This is a genomic window from Mariprofundus sp. KV, from assembly GCF_013387475.1.
GTDB lineage: Bacteria > Pseudomonadota > Zetaproteobacteria > Mariprofundales > Mariprofundaceae > Mariprofundus.
In genome coordinates this window covers 45,395-64,252 of sequence record NZ_VWNB01000014.1, presented here as the reverse complement: position 1 = coordinate 64,252, position 18,858 = coordinate 45,395, and the positions used below count along the sequence as shown (strand labels likewise).

The following is an 18,858-nucleotide window of genomic DNA, read 5'->3' as shown; positions in this document are numbered from 1 at the left end:
GCATCAGCGCATCCGGAGATGCGTATGGAGGAGCCCCATGATTTTCAGAGCAGCTATCCTGATCACCTTTATCGTCAGCCTGCTACCACAGCTCTCTGCCCCCGCTTGTGCAGAGGCTTTCGCCCCTCTGAATATCTATGTCGTACGTCATGGTGAGACACTGGGTAACACAACCGGCAACCACAGCACTGAAAATGACCGCACCTTTTCAAAAAAAGGAGAGCAGCAGGTGGCCGAGTTAACGCAGAAACTCGAGCGCACCCGTTTTGACAGAATCCTGGTCAGCCCCAAATACCGGGCAATGAATACCATCTTCCCCTACCTGAAAAAGAACAATCTGAAAGCGGAGATCTGGCCTGAGCTGGATGAGTGCTGCTGGCAGAAGAAGAAGGACTCCAACTACGCATTCCGCATTGAGCGCGGTGAGATGATCAGGCTTGAATCCGCCATGCGCCCCTACTTCATCTTCCCGGATAAGGAGTCTGAGCGCGTCTATATGCCCACCTCATTTTCTGACGGTGTGCTGATGATTTTCAAATCATCCGACAGGGTGATCCGCACCTTTGGCGGTAGTGGCAAAAACATCCTGATTGTCACCCACTACCACTCCGGTGGCCGACTGCTTGAGATCCTGCAAGGCCTGGAACCTGAAGGTCGCTTCCAGCTCTCCAATGCCAAAATCGCCCATCTGCGCGAAACCAGCCAGGGCACCTACCGCCTTCTCGGCATTAATCAGTAACTGCGCTTTAACCATTAGCCAAAACTGCCGTCGCGACGGCTTTTGATTTATTCATCTCGTGTCAACGGGAACCATAGAATTGGGCAGATGGCTTTTGAAGTGCCACTTGCTTCCGTTCGGGCCCTCCTGGCCCTCACCCTGCGGGCGACTATCGATAAAGGCCTATCGCGCAGCGGTATCGCCGCTGCTTGCTCCTGCTGATTTGTCAGGTGGCTCTTTGGGTTGCGGATCAATTGATTCAGCTGTAATCGTGGCAGGCGTAACAGGTTCCGGTTCGGGAGGTGCCTCTTTGCCACCAAACAGAGCGCGCAGCTTTGCAGCCACCCGTTTAATGCCGCGCCACAACTTGGGCAGCATCCAGATCATCAGCAGAATAAACAGCACCATCAACACCAGGAATAGCACCGGATGATTAAGCGCCGTCCACAGACCTGCCACCACAGCCACATCTTCGGCTACCGAGGCTGTCCAGTTGGTAAAGGGCTCGGGGGAGGTGTTGATAATGGCTCGCGATCCCGCTTTAGCGGCATGCGTCGTGGCAGCAAGCCCGCCACCCATGATACCTGCAGCAAGTCCGACAACCGGATCCACCTCGCCAACTGCTCCCATGGCCATCATGGCACCTGCCGGAATGCGGACAAAGGTGTGCATCATATCCCAACCGGTATCGATGCCCGGGATTTTATCGGCAAAAAATTCAACGCAGTACATTGCGCCTGCAGCAAAGAGCACCAGCGGATCAGAGAGAATCTCCAGACCCGGGGGAAGATCGACATTACCAGTGCTCCCCATCAGCCCGAGCACCAGAATTGCGGCATAGAGATTGATACCACTGGCCCAGGCAGCACCCATTGTCATGGCGAGAATTGCTGCGACCTGATCAAGCTGTTCCATGGCTTCACTCCTCTGAACAGTATTCCTTACAGAGCCATGATCCCTATTATCAGATCAGGCTGCAACGGTTTATTGTTCATATCGGGGGGAATCACTACACCAACGACGCCCTCGAATGGGCTGAAAAGGCTTAATTCCGTTCGATCAGTGAAGGGTAGATATCATCGGGAACCGGCAACCCCATCACCTCAAACAGCGTGCCTGCCAGATGGGCAAGACCGGGCTGAGTCAGTATCGTTTGCTGATCATCAGGCTGACGCAGGCTATAGGAGCCGTCATATGCCGGATCAAACAGGATACACGGCACCGGATTAATCGAGTGTTTGGTGCAGGCTTCAGACTCACCATCTTTGTTAAACACCATCATCTCTTCTGCATTGCCGTGATCAGCAGTAATCAGGGCTGATCCACCCACTGCTGCCAGCGCCTCAATGATGCGTCCAACTGCTGCATCCACGGTCTCAATCGCACGTATCGCCGACGCCATAATCCCGCAATGACCCACCATATCGGCGTTGGCAATATTGATCAGACCAAAACCGTATTCACCTGTATTCACCAGCTCGATCGCCTTCTCTGCAATCTCATTGGCTTTCATCTCAGGTGCATCAGAAAAGGAGACACCCTTATCCGATGGGATCAAAATATAATCTTCCATCGAAGCGTCCAGCGGCTGACGGTAACCACCATTAAAGAAGAAGGTAACATGCGGGTATTTCTGGGTCTCAGTCAAACGAAACTGTTTGATACCCAACTCAAGAATGCGCCTGCCAAACGGATTGGCAACACTGCTGGGCCCCATCAGCTGCAACTCGGGAAGATTCCGATCTTCGTCGTAAACCATCATGCCTGCATAGACCACATCAGGACGACGACCACGATCAAAACCGTCGAAATCATCCAGCTCGAAGGCTTCAGTAATCTCAATGGCGCGATCACCGCGAAAGTTAACCATCACCACAGCATCGCCATCATGCATAGCTCCGAGCGGCTGGTCATGATCATCCACGATGACAAAACCATCCATATCCTGATCGATCAGATCCGGATTCTCTCCGCGCATATGCTCGATTGCCGCCATCATTGAGGGAAATCGCTGATCGCCCTGACCGTGCACCATCAAATTCCAGCCCTCTTCCACCTTGGACCAGTCGCGATCACGATCCATCACGATACGCTCCCTGCCGCCACCACTGGCAAAACAGTAACCAAAACCATCATGACTATTGATGAAGGTGAACTCCTGCTCAAGCTCACAGACATACTTCTGCGCAGTCTGGATGCCGACATCGCGACCATCGAGCAGTGCGTGCACCCGCAAAGATTTGACACCACGCTCAAAGGCAGCATTAATCAGCGCTTTGAAATTATTGATGTGGGAGTGAATATTACCATCGGATAGAAGCCCCATAAGATGAACCGTGCCACCGGCTTCACCTGCTGCCATCACCTTCTGCAGTGCATCGGATTTAAGGAAAGAGCCATCGGCAACAGCCTTGTTAATACGTGTCGGCCCCTGATCAAGAATCTCTCCTGCACCCATGGTCAAATGCCCGACTTCAGAGCCGCCCATATCATTTTTGGCAGGCAGACCGACATATGGGCCGTGGGTCATCAGTGTGGTATGTGCATATTCTGCCCAGAGGCGATCAAACACCGGCGTATTGGCTTGCGCAATGGCATCTTCAGGACCGCCAGAGCCCATGCCCCAACCATCCATCACAATCAGCAATACAGGTTTTATGGTTCTCTTGCTCATGATTTAAACAACCTCAATCTCTGATGGCTGCCCGACCGACTCCGGATTAAGCAACGCATCCAACGCTTTTGCATCAAACAGTTTTTTATCCACCCTCAAAAAGGCTGCATTCTCTTCCGGAACTACTTTGGCTTCAAAGACTCCCGCCAGCTTGAGAATCGAAACCTCCAGTGCCAGCGCATCAACATCAGACTCAACATGGGCCATCACACTTGACCGCATCACAGGCATCTTCATGCCCGATGCAACCAGCAGCCAGAGCAGCGCCAGGCCACCTGCACCATAGAAGATGCCCTGCACATCAAACTGTCCATAACACCAGCCGCCCACAGCACCACCAATAAAGGCTCCGAAAAACTGCGATGTGGAGTAGACACCCATCGCCGTTCCTTTTGCATCTATCGGCGCCATACGTGAAATCAGCGAAGGCAGCGTCGCCTCCAATACATTGTAAGCGATAAAGAAGAGCAGCAGTGCCGCCATCACAGAGACCATGGAGTCATGCCACAGGCCGAGCAACACACAGGAGAGTGCAATCAGACTGATGGAGAAGAGAAACACCTGCTTCATCTTCTCTTTTTTCTCGGCCACAATGATCAGCGGCACCATAAATACGATCGCCACCAGCAGCACCGGCAGGTAAACCCAGGGATGATCTACCGCTGCAATATCGAGATGGTCACGCAAGACAAACGGCAAGCCGATAAACAGTGACATGATGATGCCATGCAGAATCATAATGCCGAAATCCAGGCGTAGTAGCTGACCATCTTTAAGAATGCGTCCGAATTCTCCTGGTACAGCCTCAACATCACGATGCATACTCAGATGATCAGGATCGGGAACCAGCAGATAGAGCACAGCAATACTGAGCAGCGCAAACAGGGCGGTAAACCAGAAGATACCATCCACTCCGACCCATACACTGAGCATCGGCCCGGCAATCAGCGCCACGGTAAAGGACATACCGATAGTCATCCCGACCACAGCCATCGCCTTGGTGCGCACCTCTTCACGGGTAAGATCAGCCAGCAGCGCCATCATCGCGGCTGCAATGGCTCCCGAGCCCTGTAGCGCACGACCAACAATCACCATCCAGATCGAGTCGGCCATGGCTGCAACGACACTGCCGATGGCAAAAATAAGCAGCCCACCGGCTATCACCGGTTTCCTGCCAATGCGATCGGAGAGCCAGCCAAACGGAATCTGTAACATCGCCATGGTAAAGCCGTAGATGCCCAGCGCCAAACCGATCGTGGTAGGTGTTACCCCCTCCAGCCCTTCGGCATAGAGGGCAAAAACAGGAAGGATAAGAAACAGCCCCAGCATGCGCAGGCCATAGATACCCGCGATGGAAAATACACTACTTCTTTCGGCTGAATTCATTTAAGACGACACCTCAACTGTTAACTGCTGCCAAACAGCAGCGCGGCATGATAGCACCAGAGCGGGCAGGACGCATGCAGGATAAGCATCGGATTTCCCTAGCTATCGTATGGGTAAAAAACTTCACTTGCCCACCCGAGCCCTCGGCGGCAGCCTTTTTCCCAATGTTTCCTGAAACCGCTACACCCACCACCACCTTTGTTGTTGCCGTTCTCATTGCTACGGCAGCCCAGATGCTGGCCAATCGCTTTCGCTTTCCACCGATCCTGCTCTGGCTGCTGGCCGGCATGGCACTTGGCCCCTTCGGCCTGCATCTGATGCATGTCGAGTCGATGGAAGGTGCTCTGCACACCCTGATCGAACTTGGCCTTGCCATCATCCTCTTTGAGGGTGGCTTAAGCATGAACCTGAAAGAGCTGCGCGCCAATGGCTGGGTGGTCGGACGCATGGTCATTTTCGGGCCGCTACTGACCATAGCCATCGGAGCTACAACTGCGCAGATGATGACCGGTATTGACTGGCCGCTGGCCCTGCTGTTTGGCGCACTGGTATCTGTTGGTGGACCGACTGTGATTCTTCCTATCATCCGTCAGATGCGACTGGGGCGTAATATCAGCCATGTTTTAACGGCTGAAGCGATGTTAATTGATGTGGTTGGTGCGATTCTTGCCATTGTCTTCCTGCAAGTCGCGCTGACACCTGAGATGTCCGGCATGCTCATTGCCGAGGATATCCTGTTAAAAATTGTTGTTGGCTTTTTCATCGGACTGGCAGGCGGTCGTCTGCTTGCCATGCTGCTTTCAAGCAGCTGGGCTAAGGATGTTGAGATCAGAACCATCCTCACCCTCTCTTCGGCATGGGGGGTATTCCTGCTTTCCGACTCCATCAGTGAGCAGGCGGGCCTGCTGGCTGTACTGATGATGGGTGCGGTACTGCAGCGCATGGAAGTGCACGACATTCAACGTCTGAAACACTTTAAAGGCAGCCTCTCCATGCTGTTGATCTCGGTACTGTTTGTGCTGCTGGCTGCCAATATGAATCTGGCTGTGATGCACGAATATCTCTACCCGGGCCTGATAATCTTTGTCATTCTCGCCTGTTATGCGCGTCCGCTTACCGTTCTCTTTTCAACCATGGGAAGCCATCTGAGTACCAACGAAAGTCTCTATCTGGCCGGCATGGCACCGCGAGGTGTGGTCGCCGCCGCCATCACCTCACTGTTCGTTCTTATTCTACAGGAGAGTGGCAACCCTCAAAGCGAACTACTGATGGCACTGGTATATATCGTCATTATCACATCCATTCTGATCTACAGTCTTCTTGCCCGCCCCTTGAAAACCATGCTCTCCATCGATGGTGGTGACGAACGCTCTGTACTGATCATCGGTGGCGGTCAGATTGGCGCTGAGCTTGGCCGCGCATTGGGCGAAGACCGTGAGGTGCGCTTTCTCGATCTCAATGCCGAAGTGATCAGCAGCCTGAAACGATCAGGTTATACCGCCATCTGCGGCAACGCACTGGATCCGCTCTACTGGGAGATTATTCATGCCGAGGAGATCGGTGCGGTGATTGTGATGACCGGCTCATCCGATCACAATCTGCTCATCGCCCGCCTTGCCAATGAGAACTATCATACCCCTGAGATCTATATTGCCCTGCAGGAGGATGCTGCGGAGAAACATGCCAGCCTGATCCACCAGCTGCAGGCGCGCAGGCTGTTTGCCAAACCGTATAACTTCACTTACTGGAATGATCAGGCCTACCGCAAACGGCTACTGTATGAGGCTCGCACTGTCGAGCTGGCGTCACCACTTATTGGTGAAAAAATGGCTGACGTACGCATCCCGCATGGCGTACAACCCATTACCATCGTGCGTGACGGCAAAACGCTGATTCCTCATGACAACCTGAAATTTGAGGCCGGTGATGAGATCAAACTGCTGATGCGCCCCGAACGGACAGAGGAGGGGCAGGCCCTGATTCTGCCACCCTCCAAACCAAAAAAGGTCGAGTAAGCGGCACAACATAAGATGCAAATGCGCAGCAGGTTTGCTCCCAGTCCGACCGGTCGTCTGCATGTCGGCAACGCATATTCTGCGCTGTTATGTGCCCACTGGGCTGCAAACAACGGTGCCGATCTGCTGCTGCGCATTGAAGATATTGACCACAGCCGCTGCCGCCCTCAATTCATCGAAGGCATATTCGAGGATCTGCAGTGGCTTGGGTTGAGCTGGGCAGAACCGGTTCGACTGCAGAGCTCCCACCTTGAGGATTACCGTACTGCCATTGCCCGCTTGCGTGAACTTGATCTGATCTACCCCTGCTTCTGTACCCGCAGAACGATCCTGCAGGAGATGGAGAAGATGGCCATCGCCCCGCATGCAGAGGATGCAGCCGGCATCTATCCAGGCATCTGCCGTAATCTCTGTAGCGATGAGCAGGAGCGGCGCATGCAGAGCACCCCTTTTGCCTGGCGACTGAATGTGAAAAAAGCCATGGGATTGATCGACACCCCCCTATGCTGGCACGATGAGCAGGGACTCGAATACAGCGCTGAAATCGACCATGACGTGGTGATTGGCCGTAAAGATATCTCCTTCAGCTATCACCTCTCGGTTGTGGTTGACGATGGCATTCAGGGCATCAGCCATGTCATTCGCGGCAAGGATCTTGAAGCGAGCACAGCTATTCACCGCCTGCTGCAGCAGCTGCTTGGACTGCCCGCACCGACCTACATCCACCATCCCCTGATTCATACTTCCACAGGAGAACGGCTTGCTAAACGTAATGGTGCCACCACGCTGGCAAGTCTGCGCGAGATAGGAGTTGATGCGCAAAAACTGAGCGCTTATCTGCTCAATCTGCCGGGGTTGATCTGGCCATTTGAGCAGCAGAATAATTCGACATGCAATAGTGAAATCCTGCGTCTGCTTGGCAAGCGCTGATTCCATGCCATCATTGGCCGCCATCACAGCGCAGCGCCTGATCTCTGCGCAGCCGGTGGAAACAGATTTCTAAGGTGATATTTTGAACTCAATATTAGATTTGATTGGCAATACACCCATGGCAACGATACAGCATATCACCAGCCACCTGCCTGCCAATATCCGCATCCATGCCAAGCTTGAGCGCTTTAATCCCGGCGGTTCAGTCAAAGATCGTCCTGCCTTGTGGATGATCCGCGAAGGGTTGAAAAACGGTAAGCTGGACAAGAGTAAAGTCATCCTCGACTCCACATCCGGCAATACCGGCATCGCACTGGCGATGATCGGTGCAAGCATGGGTTTCAGAGTTCGACTGGTGATGCCGGGCAATGTTTCTGATGAACGCAAACGTATCTGTCGCGCCTTTGGTGCAGAGCTGATCTTCTCTGATCCGCTTGAGGGCTCCGACGGTGCCATTCTCGATGCACGTAAAATCTATGAAGCCGACCCCGACCACTACTTTAAACCGGATCAGTACAACAATCCTGCCAATCCTCGTGCCCATGAAGAGTCGACTGGCCCGGAGATTTGGCGCGACACGGATGGCAAGGTGACCCACTTTGTCGCCTCGATGGGCACCTCCGGCACGCTGGTTGGTACCGGTCGCTACCTCAAACGCATGAGCAACAGCGTTCAGATCATCGCAGCTGAGCCTGACTCCCCGTTCCACGGCATTGAGGGGCTGAAACATATCGAATCAAGCATTGTGCCTGAGGTATTTGACGCCAGCGTTTACGATCAGAAGATCGGCATCGACACCGATGTGGCCTACACCTTCACCCAGCGACTGGCCTCCGAAGAGGGTATTCTCTGTGGCCAGTCATGCGGCTGTGCGCTGGCTGCCGCACTGAAGGTTGCAGAAAATCTGGCGGAGCAGAGTCTTGCCGGTGAGATTGTCGCCATCTTCCCGGATGGCGGAGAGAAGTACCTCTCCACACCTGTATTTGCAGGCAGTGATCGTGTCACCTATGCCGAAGGTATTTAATTATTAGTCTGATCAGTTTCTGTTAACATGAACAGCATCAGTCAGGAGAGACCATGAACGAGCAGGACGAAATTAAAAAAACCAAATACCAGAACATCACACTGGGTGTGCTGATTGCACTCCTGGCTATCAGTGCACTGGGAACCCTCTGGGTAAGCTCCGGACAGTAACAGGTACACCTCGGGCATAAACAAGCCGGCCTGCAGACGGAGCGATGAGCGCATATCTCTGCTTGGCTCACAGCGGCTGACAATAAACCCAGAGTGACCTGTTTTCCCGGTTAAGTTTCAATTATTTTTAATCCCATGATCGTGTGTTATACTGCTCCCCTTATTGAGGGAGAGGTATATGACTGATCAGGTAAAACAGCCAGCTAAAGCCAAGAAGCTGGGTACAAAAGAGTACAACGCTGCCCTTGCAGACATCCATGTGGAGCTGGTGAAATGGCAACACTGGATCAAAGAAAAGGGACTTCAGGTTGTTCTGATATTTGAGGGTCGCGATGCAGCAGGCAAAGGCGGCACCATCAAACGTCTGATGGAGCCTTTGAATCCTCGCGGCTGTAATGTGGTTGCCCTGCCAGCCCCTTCAGACCGCCAGAAAACCCAGTGGTATTTCCAGCGTTATGTCGAACATCTTCCGGCAGCTGGTGAGATCGCTGTCTTTGACCGCAGCTGGTACAACCGTGCCGGTGTTGAGCATGTGATGGGCTTCTGCACCGACAAAGAGTACCGCGAATTTATGCGTTCCTGCCCTGAGTTTGAGCGCATGCTTGTTCGTTCCGGTATCATCCTTATCAAATACTGGTTCTCAGTCAGTGATGAAGAGCAGGAGCGCCGTTTCCAGAAACGCGCTACCGATAAAACCAAACACTGGAAACTCAGCCCGATGGATCTGGAGTCGCGTGATCGCTGGATGGAGTACTCCAAGGCCAAGGATGAGATGTTCTTCTATACCGACATTGATGAAGCGCCATGGAATGTGGTCAATTCAGATGACAAAAAACGGGCTCGCCTTAACTGCCTGAGCCATATCCTCTCATCGGTTCCATATAAGGATGTGATGCCTGCACCGAAACCGCTGCGTCCGAGAAAAGAGCAGCCGGACTACAAGCGTCCTGATATCAACGATCAGCACTTCGTTCCCACAAAGTATTGAGTACGGAGTAAATCTGACCACATAGAAAAGGAGCTGCATATGCAGCTCCTTTTTACTTTCCCCTTCCCGGGAAACTTAGGTTGAGATGGCCTGAACCACCTCATCAAGAGAGAGTATATTCTGCTCACCACTGGCCATGTTTTTCAGAGCTATCTTGCCGGATTCCATCTCATCACCACCAATCACTGCAACAAAACGGGCCGACTCTCGATCCGCCATCCTGAACTGTCGTTTGGCTGCACCACCACCACAATGCACAACGGACAGACCAGCTTCTCGCAGCCCTGCAGCCTGAGTAAGTGAGTAGTTCAACACCTCAGCGCCGAGGGCGACAACAGCAACATCCACGCAGCCCTCTTCATTGTCATCCAGCAGCATCGCCAGCCGCTCAACACCTGCTGCAAAACCGATAGCAGGGGTCGCCGGGCCACCAAGACTTTCAACCAGTCCATCGTAACGACCGCCAGCCAGCACTGTGCCCTGTGCACCGAGTTTATCGGTGACAAACTCGAAGGCGGTGCGATTGTAGTAATCCAGACCGCGCACAATGCGGGCATTCATCACATAGGGTACAGCCAGTGCATCCAAGCCCTGCTTCAGACCATCGAAATGGGATTCGCAGAGATCACAAAGATGATCCACCATCTCCGGCGCATCGCTCAGTGCTGACTGGCACGAAGTCACTTTGCAATCGAGTACACGCATCGGGTTTTTGGCGATACGCTCATTGCAGGTTTCACACAACTGCTCTTTTCCGGCTTCCAGATATTCAACAAGTATATCGCGGTAAGTCGGCCTGCATGCCTTGCAGCCGAGCGAGTTCACCTCAAGTCTGAGATCTGAAATAGCCAACTCAGTGAGAAATGCATGCGCCATGGCCAGCACTTCGGCATCTTCAACCGGACCGGAGACACCAAACCACTCCACACCAATCTGCTGGAACTGCCTTAAGCGCCCCTTCTGTGGCCGCTCACGGCGGAACATCGGCCCGGCATAAAACCAGCGCTGGGCACCGGCACGGGTTAATCCGCCCTGCAGATAGGCTCGCACGGCACCCGCTGTACCCTCCGGACGCAGGCATATATTATCGTTGCCCTGATCGATGAAGCTGTACATCTCTTTAGAGACAATGTCGGTCTCTTCACCGATGGAGCGCACAAACAGCTCAGTCGGCTCTAAAACAGGCAGGCGCACCTCGGAGCAGGCATAGGTTGCAAAAGTGTTGCGTGCCGCCTGCTCCACCCTCTGAAATCGTCTTACCTCATCAGGCAGACCGTCATGGATGCCGCGAATACTCTGTAAACTTTTTCCAGCCATTATTAATCCTTCTCCTGCTCTGCCCGTTTGGCCGCAGCGCGCTTTTCAATATCTGCAACCAGCACATCAAGAATCTGATCCTGTTTAATCTTTTCCGCTTTCTCACCATCGCGATAGAGCATATGCACCGGATAACCGCCGGTAAGCCCCACTTCGGCCTCTTTGGCTTCACCCGGCCCGTTGACCACACAGCCAATCACCGCCACATCGATATTCTCATGGATGTGCGCCACCCGCTTCTCAAGCTCGGCCACCGTCTGAATCACATTAAACTTCTGCCGGGCACAGCTCGGGCAGGCGATCAGGTTCACGCCTCGATGACGAAGCCCGAGCGATTTAAGAATCTCAAAACCGACTCGCACCTCCTCTTCCGGCTCGGCAGCAAGCGAGACACGAATAGTATCTCCGATGCCCTCAGCCAGCAGCAGCCCCAGACCAACGGAAGATTTCACCGTACCGCCAAACAGGCTTCCTGACTCCGTGATACCCAGATGCAGAGGATAATCGACCTGCTCAGCCAGCTTGCGATAGGCAGCCACAGTCATGGGAATGTTACTGGCTTTCAGGGAGACCTTGATGTCGGAAAAGTTCATCTCCTCCAGTATCCTGATATGGCGGAGTGCTGACTCCACCATCGCATCGGCACACGGCTCGCCATACTTCTCATTCAGCTCCTTCTCAAGCGAGCCTGCATTAACACCAATGCGAATGGAGATGTTACGCTCTGCAGCGGCCTTCACCACCCTCTCAACGCGATCACGCGAACCGATATTGCCCGGATTCAGACGCAGGCCATGCACCCCGGCCTCCAGAGAAGCCAGTGCCATCTTATAACTGAAATGGATATCAGCGATGATTGGCACAGTCGTCTGGGCCAGAATCTCAGGCATCGCTGCAGCCGACTCAGGATCGGGCACCGAGATGCGCACAATATCTGCACCCGCCTGCTCCAGCCTGTGCACCTGCGCCACAGTGGCATCGATATCGGTGGTCAACGTATTGGTCATCGACTGCACGGCTATCGGCGCATCACCGCCTACCGGCACACCACCGACATGAATCGTCTTTGTTTTTTTTCTGGCTTGAACAATCTGATCCCGCATCTTACTCCTCTTCTGGAACCGGGTCGGTCTCTTTCTGCTCACGCAGAAGGTTCAACCGCTCTTTCAACTGCCTGACGCGATGCAGTGCTTCGACATACTCCGCCTGCTCGGGCATCAGGGTCACACTATCACTCCAGAAAGCGATCGCCTCATCCAGCTTCTCTTTGCGAAACGCCTTGCTTCCGGCCGCAAACAGATCAGCTGCCCTGGCTTCAATCCGCTTCTGTACCTGACTCAACAGTTTGTCTGCATCCTTGCCGTCACTGCGGCGATAACTCTGTAACAACCGCTTTGCCTCAAGCAGTTCACCCTGCTTCATAGCTTCATGAATCTGTTCAGCGCTCACAGCTTTCGGTGTTGAGGTGCGCTTGTTTTGTGTCGATTTCCTGGTGGCAACGTTGCCACTGATGGTGATCTGCTTAGGCATCTCACTACTGATTTCACTGAGCAATCTTTTGCCCCTGCCCGAATCAGGCTGCAGCCGCAGATGAGACTCTATTTCGATGTAGGCGATCTCAGGCTGATTCCTGCGCAGATAGAGTTTAGCCTCACTGTATGCACTATCGGCACGCTCATCCAGCGCCTCATTATAGACCTCTCTCTGGCGCAGGTAGACCTCATCTTTACCATCCACCCCCTTGGGCGGTTCATAAGCGGGCAGATTTGCCAACCACACAGCATCCTCACTGCGCCGCAATCTGAGCAGCCGATCCAGACGCAGCTGGCGCAATCTGAACTCCATTTCGGAGCGTTTGGCCTCCATCACATCAGGTTTAATAGTTACCGACTTTGCCTGCGCATAGGCTTCCATTGCATCGGCCCACTGCTTCTGGGTCTCAAACCGTTTGGCCGTGCGCAGATAGTGCACAAACAGCCTTCTACGCGCCGGTTCGATGGTTTTTTCCAGATATTTCCGGGCTACAGCGTAATCCTGATGTTTTTTATCCAGCGCCAGCACCCGCTCCCTGGCCTGCATGATGCGACCGCGTTCAAAATCGTACTTGATCTCCACGTAAGGATTCATCACCTGAAAACGAATGCCGTTTTCGAACATCACACTTTTGGTTGCAGCACAGGCAGAGAGAAACAGACTCAACAGAAGCAGTAGCAGAAGACGTTTCATCAGTTTATACCTCCCCTGCCATCTGACGCACATCCTCTGGGAGCTGGAGATCAAAAGCCAGCCCAACGACGTGTTCAATATTACGCGCCACCTGTTTGCTCTTCACACTCACCACACCCAGTTCAAGCTCTGTGCTCACGCCTTTAATATCCCGTTCACCTATACTCTCAAAGACAAAACCCTGTCCCAGAGATGCAAAGGTAGCTCTGGGCATCACCAAAGTGCCACCCTGCCCGATACCACACATACGTGACGCCACATTCACCGCATCACCAATCACCGTATACTCAAGGCGCTTGGCTGCACCGATATTGCCGGCAATAGCCTGACCACAATTCATGCCTATGCGAAAACTTATAGGATCGCCATCTGAACGTTTTATACCCAGCGACTGACAGGCAATGGCGATAGCCAGCCCCGCTTTGGCGGCATGGCGGGCATGATCCTTATCCGCAAAGGGGTGATTAAAGACCGCCATCACAGCATCACCGATATATTTATCCACATGGCCACCATAGTACGCGATGATGCGGTGAAACACCTCAAAATGGGTATTAAGGATATTCACCACCTCGCCGGTATCTGTGGATTCTGAAAAGGATGTAAAATGAACCATATCCGCAAACAGAACAGTAACCTCCTGGCGATGGTTCTCTAATCGGGTTGAACCACCATCAAACATATCGGTTACAAGTTTTGGATTGAGATAACGGCCAAACTCCTCGCGCAACTTCTCCTTATGGGCAAGCTCCCGCGCCATCACATTGAACTGGGACACCGCATCAGAAATCTCATCATTACCGGAGACCCGCATATCCACATGGTAGTCACCTGATGCCACCTGTCTTGCCGCATCAGCCAGCATCTCAAGCGGTTTACTCATGCGCCCGGCAAGCCAGTAGACCCACAAGGCGGAAAAGAGAACAACAATGACCGCAGCAATTGAGATCTTCTGCCCCAACTTGCCGGCGATATCCTGCCACGCCTGCTCGGAGAAACGCACAGCCACGGAACCCAGCGAGGTGTCTGCGTACAACACACCTTTACTATACCAGAGTGCTGCCACCGGCAGGCGACTTACACTGTTAGACACCGACATCGCAGCGACCGGATCACTGTCACTGCCAACATCGCCATAAGATCGGGTTTTACCATTGGCATTCCTGAGCAGAACACCCAGTACGGTCGGCACCTTTTCCAGAAACCCCTGCACCACAAGATCTGTCTCAGCGCTACTACCGGAGAGCATAGGCAGCTTCAACTCATCAGTCAGACGATCCACCTGCAACTCCGCCTGAGCCGCCTGGCTCTCAAGCCAGGCATCTCGCTCAATATCCAGAATCACAAAGAAGAGAAAAACAACGGCCAGCGCAACGGTCAAACCAACAAGCATCGTCCAGCGCCAGCGAATCGGCATGCGCGGCACAAAAGTTTTCACTGTATCCATGAGGGAATCAGCGCTCTCTTGCCGGGTTTTCTGTGGCTTTAATTCATCCGTCTGCACAGCTCCACTCTATCCAAACGCCCATTTGGGGCAACGCTGGAGAAGCGGCGCAGCCCGGCCTCTCAGATGCTCTTGCCAAGAACGGCATCAGGAATATCACCTTCAATGATCACCCTGTTACGTCCCTGCTCTTTAGCCAAATACATGCGCCCGTCTGCAACATGCAGCAGACGGTTAACCAGCTTGTTTACATCAGCCTTTTCATTACCTTCAAGTATGGCAACACCAGCTGAAAAACCAACCGTGACAATTTCACCGCTCTCCAGACGAACTGGTGATGAGTTAAGGTGATGCAGCCAGGTATCCACCGCCTTTTTTGCACCTTTCAGCGTGGTATGCGGAAGCAGAACAATGAACTCCTCCCCTCCCCAGCGGCCGGGCACATCAGACTCGCGCACGCACTCCCTGAGCACCCGCGCCATATGCGAAAGCACCAGATCACCCGCGGCATGGCCGTGGACATCGTTCACCTGTTTGAAGTGATCAAGATCGATCATCACAACAGCATAGTCGTGTTGATAACGAACCGCCTGAGACACCCCCTGATGCAACTGCTCCATCATATGGCGACGATTATACAGACCGGTTAACAGATCATGGCTGGCCTGAAAATGGAGCTCCGCCTTGGCCTGTTTCATATTATTGATAATACGCAGAATCAGTTTGGCTTCCATGCCACCGATGACACCGCCAGCACCGAGTATCTCTGAAGCCACTGCCTCAACCATCTCATTATTGGTCATGTTAAAGGCAACACATGGCGCACCATCTTTCAAAGCCTCCTCCAGATCGGAGTAGACAGGTATGCCATGCTCTCTGGCCAGAGCCAGACCCGGTGCATCCGCGTTACGATCGACTACGGCAATCACTTCAACCAGATCCTCTTCCAGCAACATCTCGAGAATGGCAGTACCACCATTGCTGGCGCCAAGAATCACGGCACGATGCGGATCTTCTTTCAATACATTCGTCATAACAGCCACCCTACGCAAAAAATAAGATAAAAAAAGCAGATCCGGAGACTTTCTGCCCCCTTATCTACAAATGCCAGCAACATCCTGTAGCAGCTCTCAACCCACGCCTGAAGAGTTTGATTTTCATCTTCACAAACAACACCTAGTATGCGCCGCCGGAGAATATATATGGCCCTTAATAATAAACAGATTGCAGCACTGAAAACCAGAGCTCACCCCTTAAAGCCGGTTATCAGAATCGGCCAGAAAGGCATTACTGAGAACCTGATTGCAGAGACCGAGCTGGCGCTCAATATCCACGAGCTGATTAAAGTTCACATCGCTGAAGATGATCGCACTGTGCGCAAGGCGGCCGGTGAAACACTGGCAGCAAAAACCGGGGCAGAAATTGTCAACTATATCGGCAAAGTCTGCACCCTCTATCGCAAAAAAGAGTCCGATTCTTGAGTCAGAGAATCAAGCTCATCCAGCACACGCTAGAGGCTGAATTCGCGCCGGAATCGATTCAAATCGAAGATGAATCCTGGAAACATGCTGGTCATGCAGGCGCAAAAGAGAGCGGCGGCGGGCACTTCATCGTTCAGATTAAAGCCGCTGCCTTCAATGGCCTCTCACGCATGCAGAGCCACAGAAAAGTGATGCAGGCCTTAAAGCCGCTATTTCCTGCCACCATTCATGCCGTCAGCATCAAGACAGAAGGCAGTGAAACAGCGTAGCCAACGGATCGCATCGCCACATCTGGCCCGTTTCTTGCGAGCTTGCATTCCGATGAGAGAGACTATTAAGCAGAGCGGGGCCCGTGATGAAAATCCATAATAATTTACCGGTATCCGGCCAAACAACCCGAAAAACCAAACAGAGCGGCACAACAGGTGTGTTCCAGACCCTGTTTGACGCTGAAATTTCTGATACACGCGAGATTGAAAGCAACGAGCAGACGCCCGCACATGAGCCAGAAAAACGTGCATGGCAAGCCCTCAACGAAAGCGTATCCCTGCTGGATCAGGCCATGCAGTGCCTGGAGTCCGGCAACGCACCATCCCCGCAGATGATCTCCGACATTGAGCAGCTGCGAAATCAGGTGCAACAGCATCTTTCTGCCAACACCCAGAACAAAGAGCTGCGAGAGGCTGACACCCTGCTGGCCGTTGAGACTGAACGCATGCGCTCTCTGCAGTCCTGATGCTATGAGCCAGGTCGAACTACTCAACAAACTCCTTGATGACATGGATGTGGTTCGCCCTGTCGTCCTTGCCGCTATGCCAGATGATATTGAACTTCGTACCACCACGCGCCGCATGATTGCCGCCCTTGAGCAGATCAGACAGAACCCCGGCATTCCGAACAGCACGCACCTTTGGGCCATCCAGCAATTCGCGAAGCTGCTCGACGCCCAGCATGGCCCACTGCTTCGCCCCACTCACAGCGGCACCATCCCTGACGATGCCAAAGCAGCAGTAGAGGCTCAGGTAGAGCAGCGGCAGATGCTGATTATGCAGGCCCTGCAGGATATCCCTGTCACCCGTGCCCTGCTTGACAGCACCTGCGGCATGATTGGTGAAAAAGCCCCCAAGCGAGACTCACTGCAACGCGCCGCCCGCCACCTGCAACAACTGCTGCAGCAGCACCTGCAGCACGATGCGGCAATGAGAAATGAACTGGAGCAGCTGGTCGATGCACTCGCTCCATCACTGCAGGCAATCTCAAATGTACTGGAAGAGGCCGGTGAAGAGTCTGATGAGTTGAAACAGGCCAAACAGCTACTGGAGCAGGAGCTTCCGGATGATATCGAACAGGCCAGAGCTGTTCTGCAGAAGGCGCGCATGGGCATCCTCTCAGCTGGCAACAAACTGAGCAGTGCCAGTGAAAAGCTGCATCAATCGATCCAGCTCAACGTCGAAAAACTCTCCTCGCTCTCCAGACAGCTTGAAGAGGCTGAGTCTGAGGCTCGCAACGATCCGCTTACAGGCCTTGCCAACCGCAGACGCCTAGCGGAATATCTTAAAACACTAGGCCAGTCCAGGTTCTGTTTTCTGGTTGTTGATATCGACCACTTTAAACAGATCAATGACACCCATGGTCACGATGTCGGAGATGAGGTATTACAGCAGATGGCCCAAATGCTTGATGCCTGCACACGCAGCACGGACCTGGCCGCACGCGTGGGTGGCGAAGAGTTCTGCGTCATCTTCCCCGACACAGACCTTGAGAACAGTACACACCTGGCTGAAACACTGCGCCACTCCATTGAGATGAAATCATTCAAAACAACTGCAGGCATGATTGATATCACCGCCAGCATCGGTATCGCCGAGCACCTTCCCGGCACAGATCATGCCAATACCTTCAAAGCTGCTGATGAGGCGCTCTACCAATCAAAGAGAAACGGTCGCAACCAAATCACAGTCTCCAGTCAGGCATAAAAAAAGGTTCTTCGCGGAAGTCCGGGAAAACAGTCTTAGTAAATCAAAACTGGAGGCGTATCCTCTCCTGCTATAATGGTAGATTTATCTGTTCATTTCTTTTCCAGAAAAGAAACGAACCAAAGAAAGCTGCCCGGCAATCTGCTTCTCCCTGCGTATTTATCGTTCAATGGGGCGAAACTATTTTCGCCTCTTTCCATTGAACAATAAATACTCCGGCGCATCTTGGAGCGGGATTAAAAGCCAACTCAATCTTGCGGCTGGAACAGTGTCGTTTGATCCCCCGTTAGCAGGCTGCCGAGACAAATATTCAAAATCGGAGAAGAGCGGCGGAGCCGTGGCCGATTTTTAATATGCAGGATCGGGAACCCGAAGGGCTGGCTGGTTCCGGGGTGGCTTTCTTTCGTTCTTTCTTTGCCATCAAAGAAAGGACAAGTGAATATATATTCACTTACATTGCCTTTGGTTTGAATGAAGCAACTCAGTTCCTATGAGGATCATTCCCGTAA

The 18,858-nt window shown here is 53.0% G+C and carries 17 protein-coding genes; 9 read left to right on the top strand and 8 right to left on the bottom strand.

What is annotated here, in order from left to right:
• Positions 1 to 37 precede the first annotated feature (37 nt).
• On the top strand, positions 38 to 739 hold the full coding sequence (locus tag F3F93_RS11425; protein WP_176959316.1) for a phosphoglycerate mutase family protein: 702 nt from the start codon (positions 38 to 40) through the stop codon (positions 737 to 739).
• Between the two features lie 162 nt (positions 740 to 901).
• Here F3F93_RS11425 and F3F93_RS11420 read toward each other — a convergent pair whose 3' ends face one another.
• From F3F93_RS11420 to F3F93_RS11410, 3 genes are all read right to left on the bottom strand, one after another.
• Positions 902 to 1,633 carry a DUF4126 domain-containing protein gene (locus F3F93_RS11420; RefSeq protein WP_176959315.1) on the bottom strand — a complete coding sequence of 244 codons (732 nt, stop codon included), beginning with the start codon at positions 1,631 to 1,633 and terminating at the stop codon, positions 902 to 904.
• A 130-nt stretch (positions 1,634 to 1,763) separates the two neighbouring features.
• Positions 1,764 to 3,392: a 2,3-bisphosphoglycerate-independent phosphoglycerate mutase gene (gene gpmI / locus F3F93_RS11415; protein WP_176959314.1), complete on the bottom strand. Its 1,629-nt coding sequence runs from the start codon at positions 3,390 to 3,392 to the stop codon at positions 1,764 to 1,766.
• A 3-nt stretch (positions 3,393 to 3,395) separates the two neighbouring features.
• Positions 3,396 to 4,778 carry an MFS transporter gene (locus F3F93_RS11410; protein ID WP_176959313.1) on the bottom strand — a complete coding sequence of 461 codons (1,383 nt, stop codon included), beginning with the start codon at positions 4,776 to 4,778 and terminating at the stop codon, positions 3,396 to 3,398.
• Between the two features lie 164 nt (positions 4,779 to 4,942).
• Between F3F93_RS11410 and F3F93_RS11405 the strand changes: the two genes are divergently transcribed.
• The 4 genes from F3F93_RS11405 (at position 4,943) to ppk2 (ending at position 9,905) form a co-directional block, all read left to right on the top strand.
• Positions 4,943 to 6,793, top strand: a complete 1,851-nt coding sequence (locus F3F93_RS11405) for a cation:proton antiporter (protein ID WP_176959312.1) — start codon at positions 4,943 to 4,945, stop codon at positions 6,791 to 6,793.
• A 21-nt stretch (positions 6,794 to 6,814) separates the two neighbouring features.
• Positions 6,815 to 7,723: a tRNA glutamyl-Q(34) synthetase GluQRS gene (gluQRS, locus tag F3F93_RS11400; RefSeq protein WP_206675431.1), complete on the top strand. Its 909-nt coding sequence runs from the start codon at positions 6,815 to 6,817 to the stop codon at positions 7,721 to 7,723.
• An 82-nt stretch (positions 7,724 to 7,805) separates the two neighbouring features.
• On the top strand, positions 7,806 to 8,747 hold the full coding sequence (locus tag F3F93_RS11395; RefSeq protein WP_176959310.1) for a cysteine synthase: 942 nt from the start codon (positions 7,806 to 7,808) through the stop codon (positions 8,745 to 8,747).
• Between the two features lie 348 nt (positions 8,748 to 9,095).
• Complete coding sequence (ppk2, locus tag F3F93_RS11390; RefSeq protein ID WP_176959309.1) at positions 9,096 to 9,905, top strand: polyphosphate kinase 2; 810 nt, start codon at positions 9,096 to 9,098, stop codon at positions 9,903 to 9,905.
• A gap of 75 nt (positions 9,906 to 9,980) precedes the next feature.
• Here ppk2 and hisS read toward each other — a convergent pair whose 3' ends face one another.
• From hisS to F3F93_RS11365, 5 genes are all read right to left on the bottom strand, one after another.
• Positions 9,981 to 11,222, bottom strand: coding sequence for a histidine--tRNA ligase (gene hisS / locus F3F93_RS11385; protein WP_176959308.1), 1,242 nt, complete (start codon positions 11,220 to 11,222; stop codon positions 9,981 to 9,983).
• Positions 11,223 to 11,224: 2 nt separating this feature from the next.
• A complete protein-coding gene (gene ispG / locus F3F93_RS11380) occupies positions 11,225 to 12,325 on the bottom strand; it encodes a flavodoxin-dependent (E)-4-hydroxy-3-methylbut-2-enyl-diphosphate synthase (protein ID WP_176959307.1) in 1,101 nt (366 codons plus the stop codon).
• A gap of 1 nt (position 12,326) precedes the next feature.
• Complete coding sequence (locus F3F93_RS11375; RefSeq protein WP_176959306.1) at positions 12,327 to 13,448, bottom strand: hypothetical protein; 1,122 nt, start codon at positions 13,446 to 13,448, stop codon at positions 12,327 to 12,329.
• A 4-nt stretch (positions 13,449 to 13,452) separates the two neighbouring features.
• The gene (locus F3F93_RS11370) at positions 13,453 to 14,895 is read right to left on the bottom strand and encodes an adenylate/guanylate cyclase domain-containing protein (RefSeq protein ID WP_241697121.1); all 1,443 of its coding nucleotides are present in this window, start codon (positions 14,893 to 14,895) and stop codon (positions 13,453 to 13,455) included.
• A gap of 119 nt (positions 14,896 to 15,014) precedes the next feature.
• Positions 15,015 to 15,926 (bottom strand): diguanylate cyclase, encoded by a 912-nt coding sequence (locus tag F3F93_RS11365; protein ID WP_194335054.1) that lies wholly within the window; start codon positions 15,924 to 15,926, stop codon positions 15,015 to 15,017.
• A 168-nt stretch (positions 15,927 to 16,094) separates the two neighbouring features.
• On the opposite strand from F3F93_RS11365, the gene yhbY reads away from it, so the two are divergent.
• From yhbY to F3F93_RS11345, 4 genes are all read left to right on the top strand, one after another.
• Positions 16,095 to 16,373, top strand: a complete 279-nt coding sequence (yhbY, locus tag F3F93_RS11360) for a ribosome assembly RNA-binding protein YhbY (protein WP_176959305.1) — start codon at positions 16,095 to 16,097, stop codon at positions 16,371 to 16,373.
• Positions 16,370 to 16,642: a BolA family protein gene (locus F3F93_RS11355; RefSeq protein ID WP_176959304.1), complete on the top strand. Its 273-nt coding sequence runs from the start codon at positions 16,370 to 16,372 to the stop codon at positions 16,640 to 16,642. The genes yhbY and F3F93_RS11355 overlap by 4 nt, the downstream gene beginning before the upstream one ends.
• Before the next feature lie 86 nt (positions 16,643 to 16,728).
• Positions 16,729 to 17,109: a hypothetical protein gene (locus tag F3F93_RS11350; protein WP_176959303.1), complete on the top strand. Its 381-nt coding sequence runs from the start codon at positions 16,729 to 16,731 to the stop codon at positions 17,107 to 17,109.
• Positions 17,110 to 17,113: 4 nt separating this feature from the next.
• Positions 17,114 to 18,349 carry a GGDEF domain-containing protein gene (locus F3F93_RS11345; protein ID WP_176959302.1) on the top strand — a complete coding sequence of 412 codons (1,236 nt, stop codon included), beginning with the start codon at positions 17,114 to 17,116 and terminating at the stop codon, positions 18,347 to 18,349.
• The last annotated feature ends 509 nt before the right edge of the window (positions 18,350 to 18,858 follow it).

Excerpts from the sequence above, each read along its gene's own strand:
- F3F93_RS11425 (WP_176959316.1), top strand. The coding sequence starts at position 38 with ATGATTTTCAGAGCAGCTATCCTGATCACCTTTATCGTCAGCCTGCTA.
- F3F93_RS11405 (WP_176959312.1), top strand. The coding sequence starts at position 4,943 with ATGTTTCCTGAAACCGCTACACCCACCACCACCTTTGTTGTTGCCGTT.
- yhbY (WP_176959305.1), top strand. The coding sequence starts at position 16,095 with ATGGCCCTTAATAATAAACAGATTGCAGCACTGAAAACCAGAGCTCAC.
- F3F93_RS11375 (WP_176959306.1), bottom strand. The coding sequence starts at position 13,448 with ATGAAACGTCTTCTGCTACTGCTTCTGTTGAGTCTGTTTCTCTCTGCC.
- ispG (WP_176959307.1), bottom strand. The coding sequence starts at position 12,325 with ATGCGGGATCAGATTGTTCAAGCCAGAAAAAAAACAAAGACGATTCAT.
- F3F93_RS11365 (WP_194335054.1), bottom strand. The coding sequence starts at position 15,926 with ATGACGAATGTATTGAAAGAAGATCCGCATCGTGCCGTGATTCTTGGC.
- F3F93_RS11410 (WP_176959313.1), bottom strand. The coding sequence starts at position 4,778 with ATGAATTCAGCCGAAAGAAGTAGTGTATTTTCCATCGCGGGTATCTAT.
- ppk2 (WP_176959309.1), top strand. The coding sequence starts at position 9,096 with ATGACTGATCAGGTAAAACAGCCAGCTAAAGCCAAGAAGCTGGGTACA.
- gpmI (WP_176959314.1), bottom strand. The coding sequence starts at position 3,392 with ATGAGCAAGAGAACCATAAAACCTGTATTGCTGATTGTGATGGATGGT.
- F3F93_RS11345 (WP_176959302.1), top strand. The coding sequence starts at position 17,114 with ATGAGCCAGGTCGAACTACTCAACAAACTCCTTGATGACATGGATGTG.
- hisS (WP_176959308.1), bottom strand. The coding sequence starts at position 11,222 with ATGGCTGGAAAAAGTTTACAGAGTATTCGCGGCATCCATGACGGTCTG.
- F3F93_RS11350 (WP_176959303.1), top strand. The coding sequence starts at position 16,729 with ATGAAAATCCATAATAATTTACCGGTATCCGGCCAAACAACCCGAAAA.
- F3F93_RS11370 (WP_241697121.1), bottom strand. The coding sequence starts at position 14,895 with ATGGATACAGTGAAAACTTTTGTGCCGCGCATGCCGATTCGCTGGCGC.
- gluQRS (WP_206675431.1), top strand. The coding sequence starts at position 6,815 with ATGCGCAGCAGGTTTGCTCCCAGTCCGACCGGTCGTCTGCATGTCGGC.
- F3F93_RS11420 (WP_176959315.1), bottom strand. The coding sequence starts at position 1,633 with ATGGAACAGCTTGATCAGGTCGCAGCAATTCTCGCCATGACAATGGGT.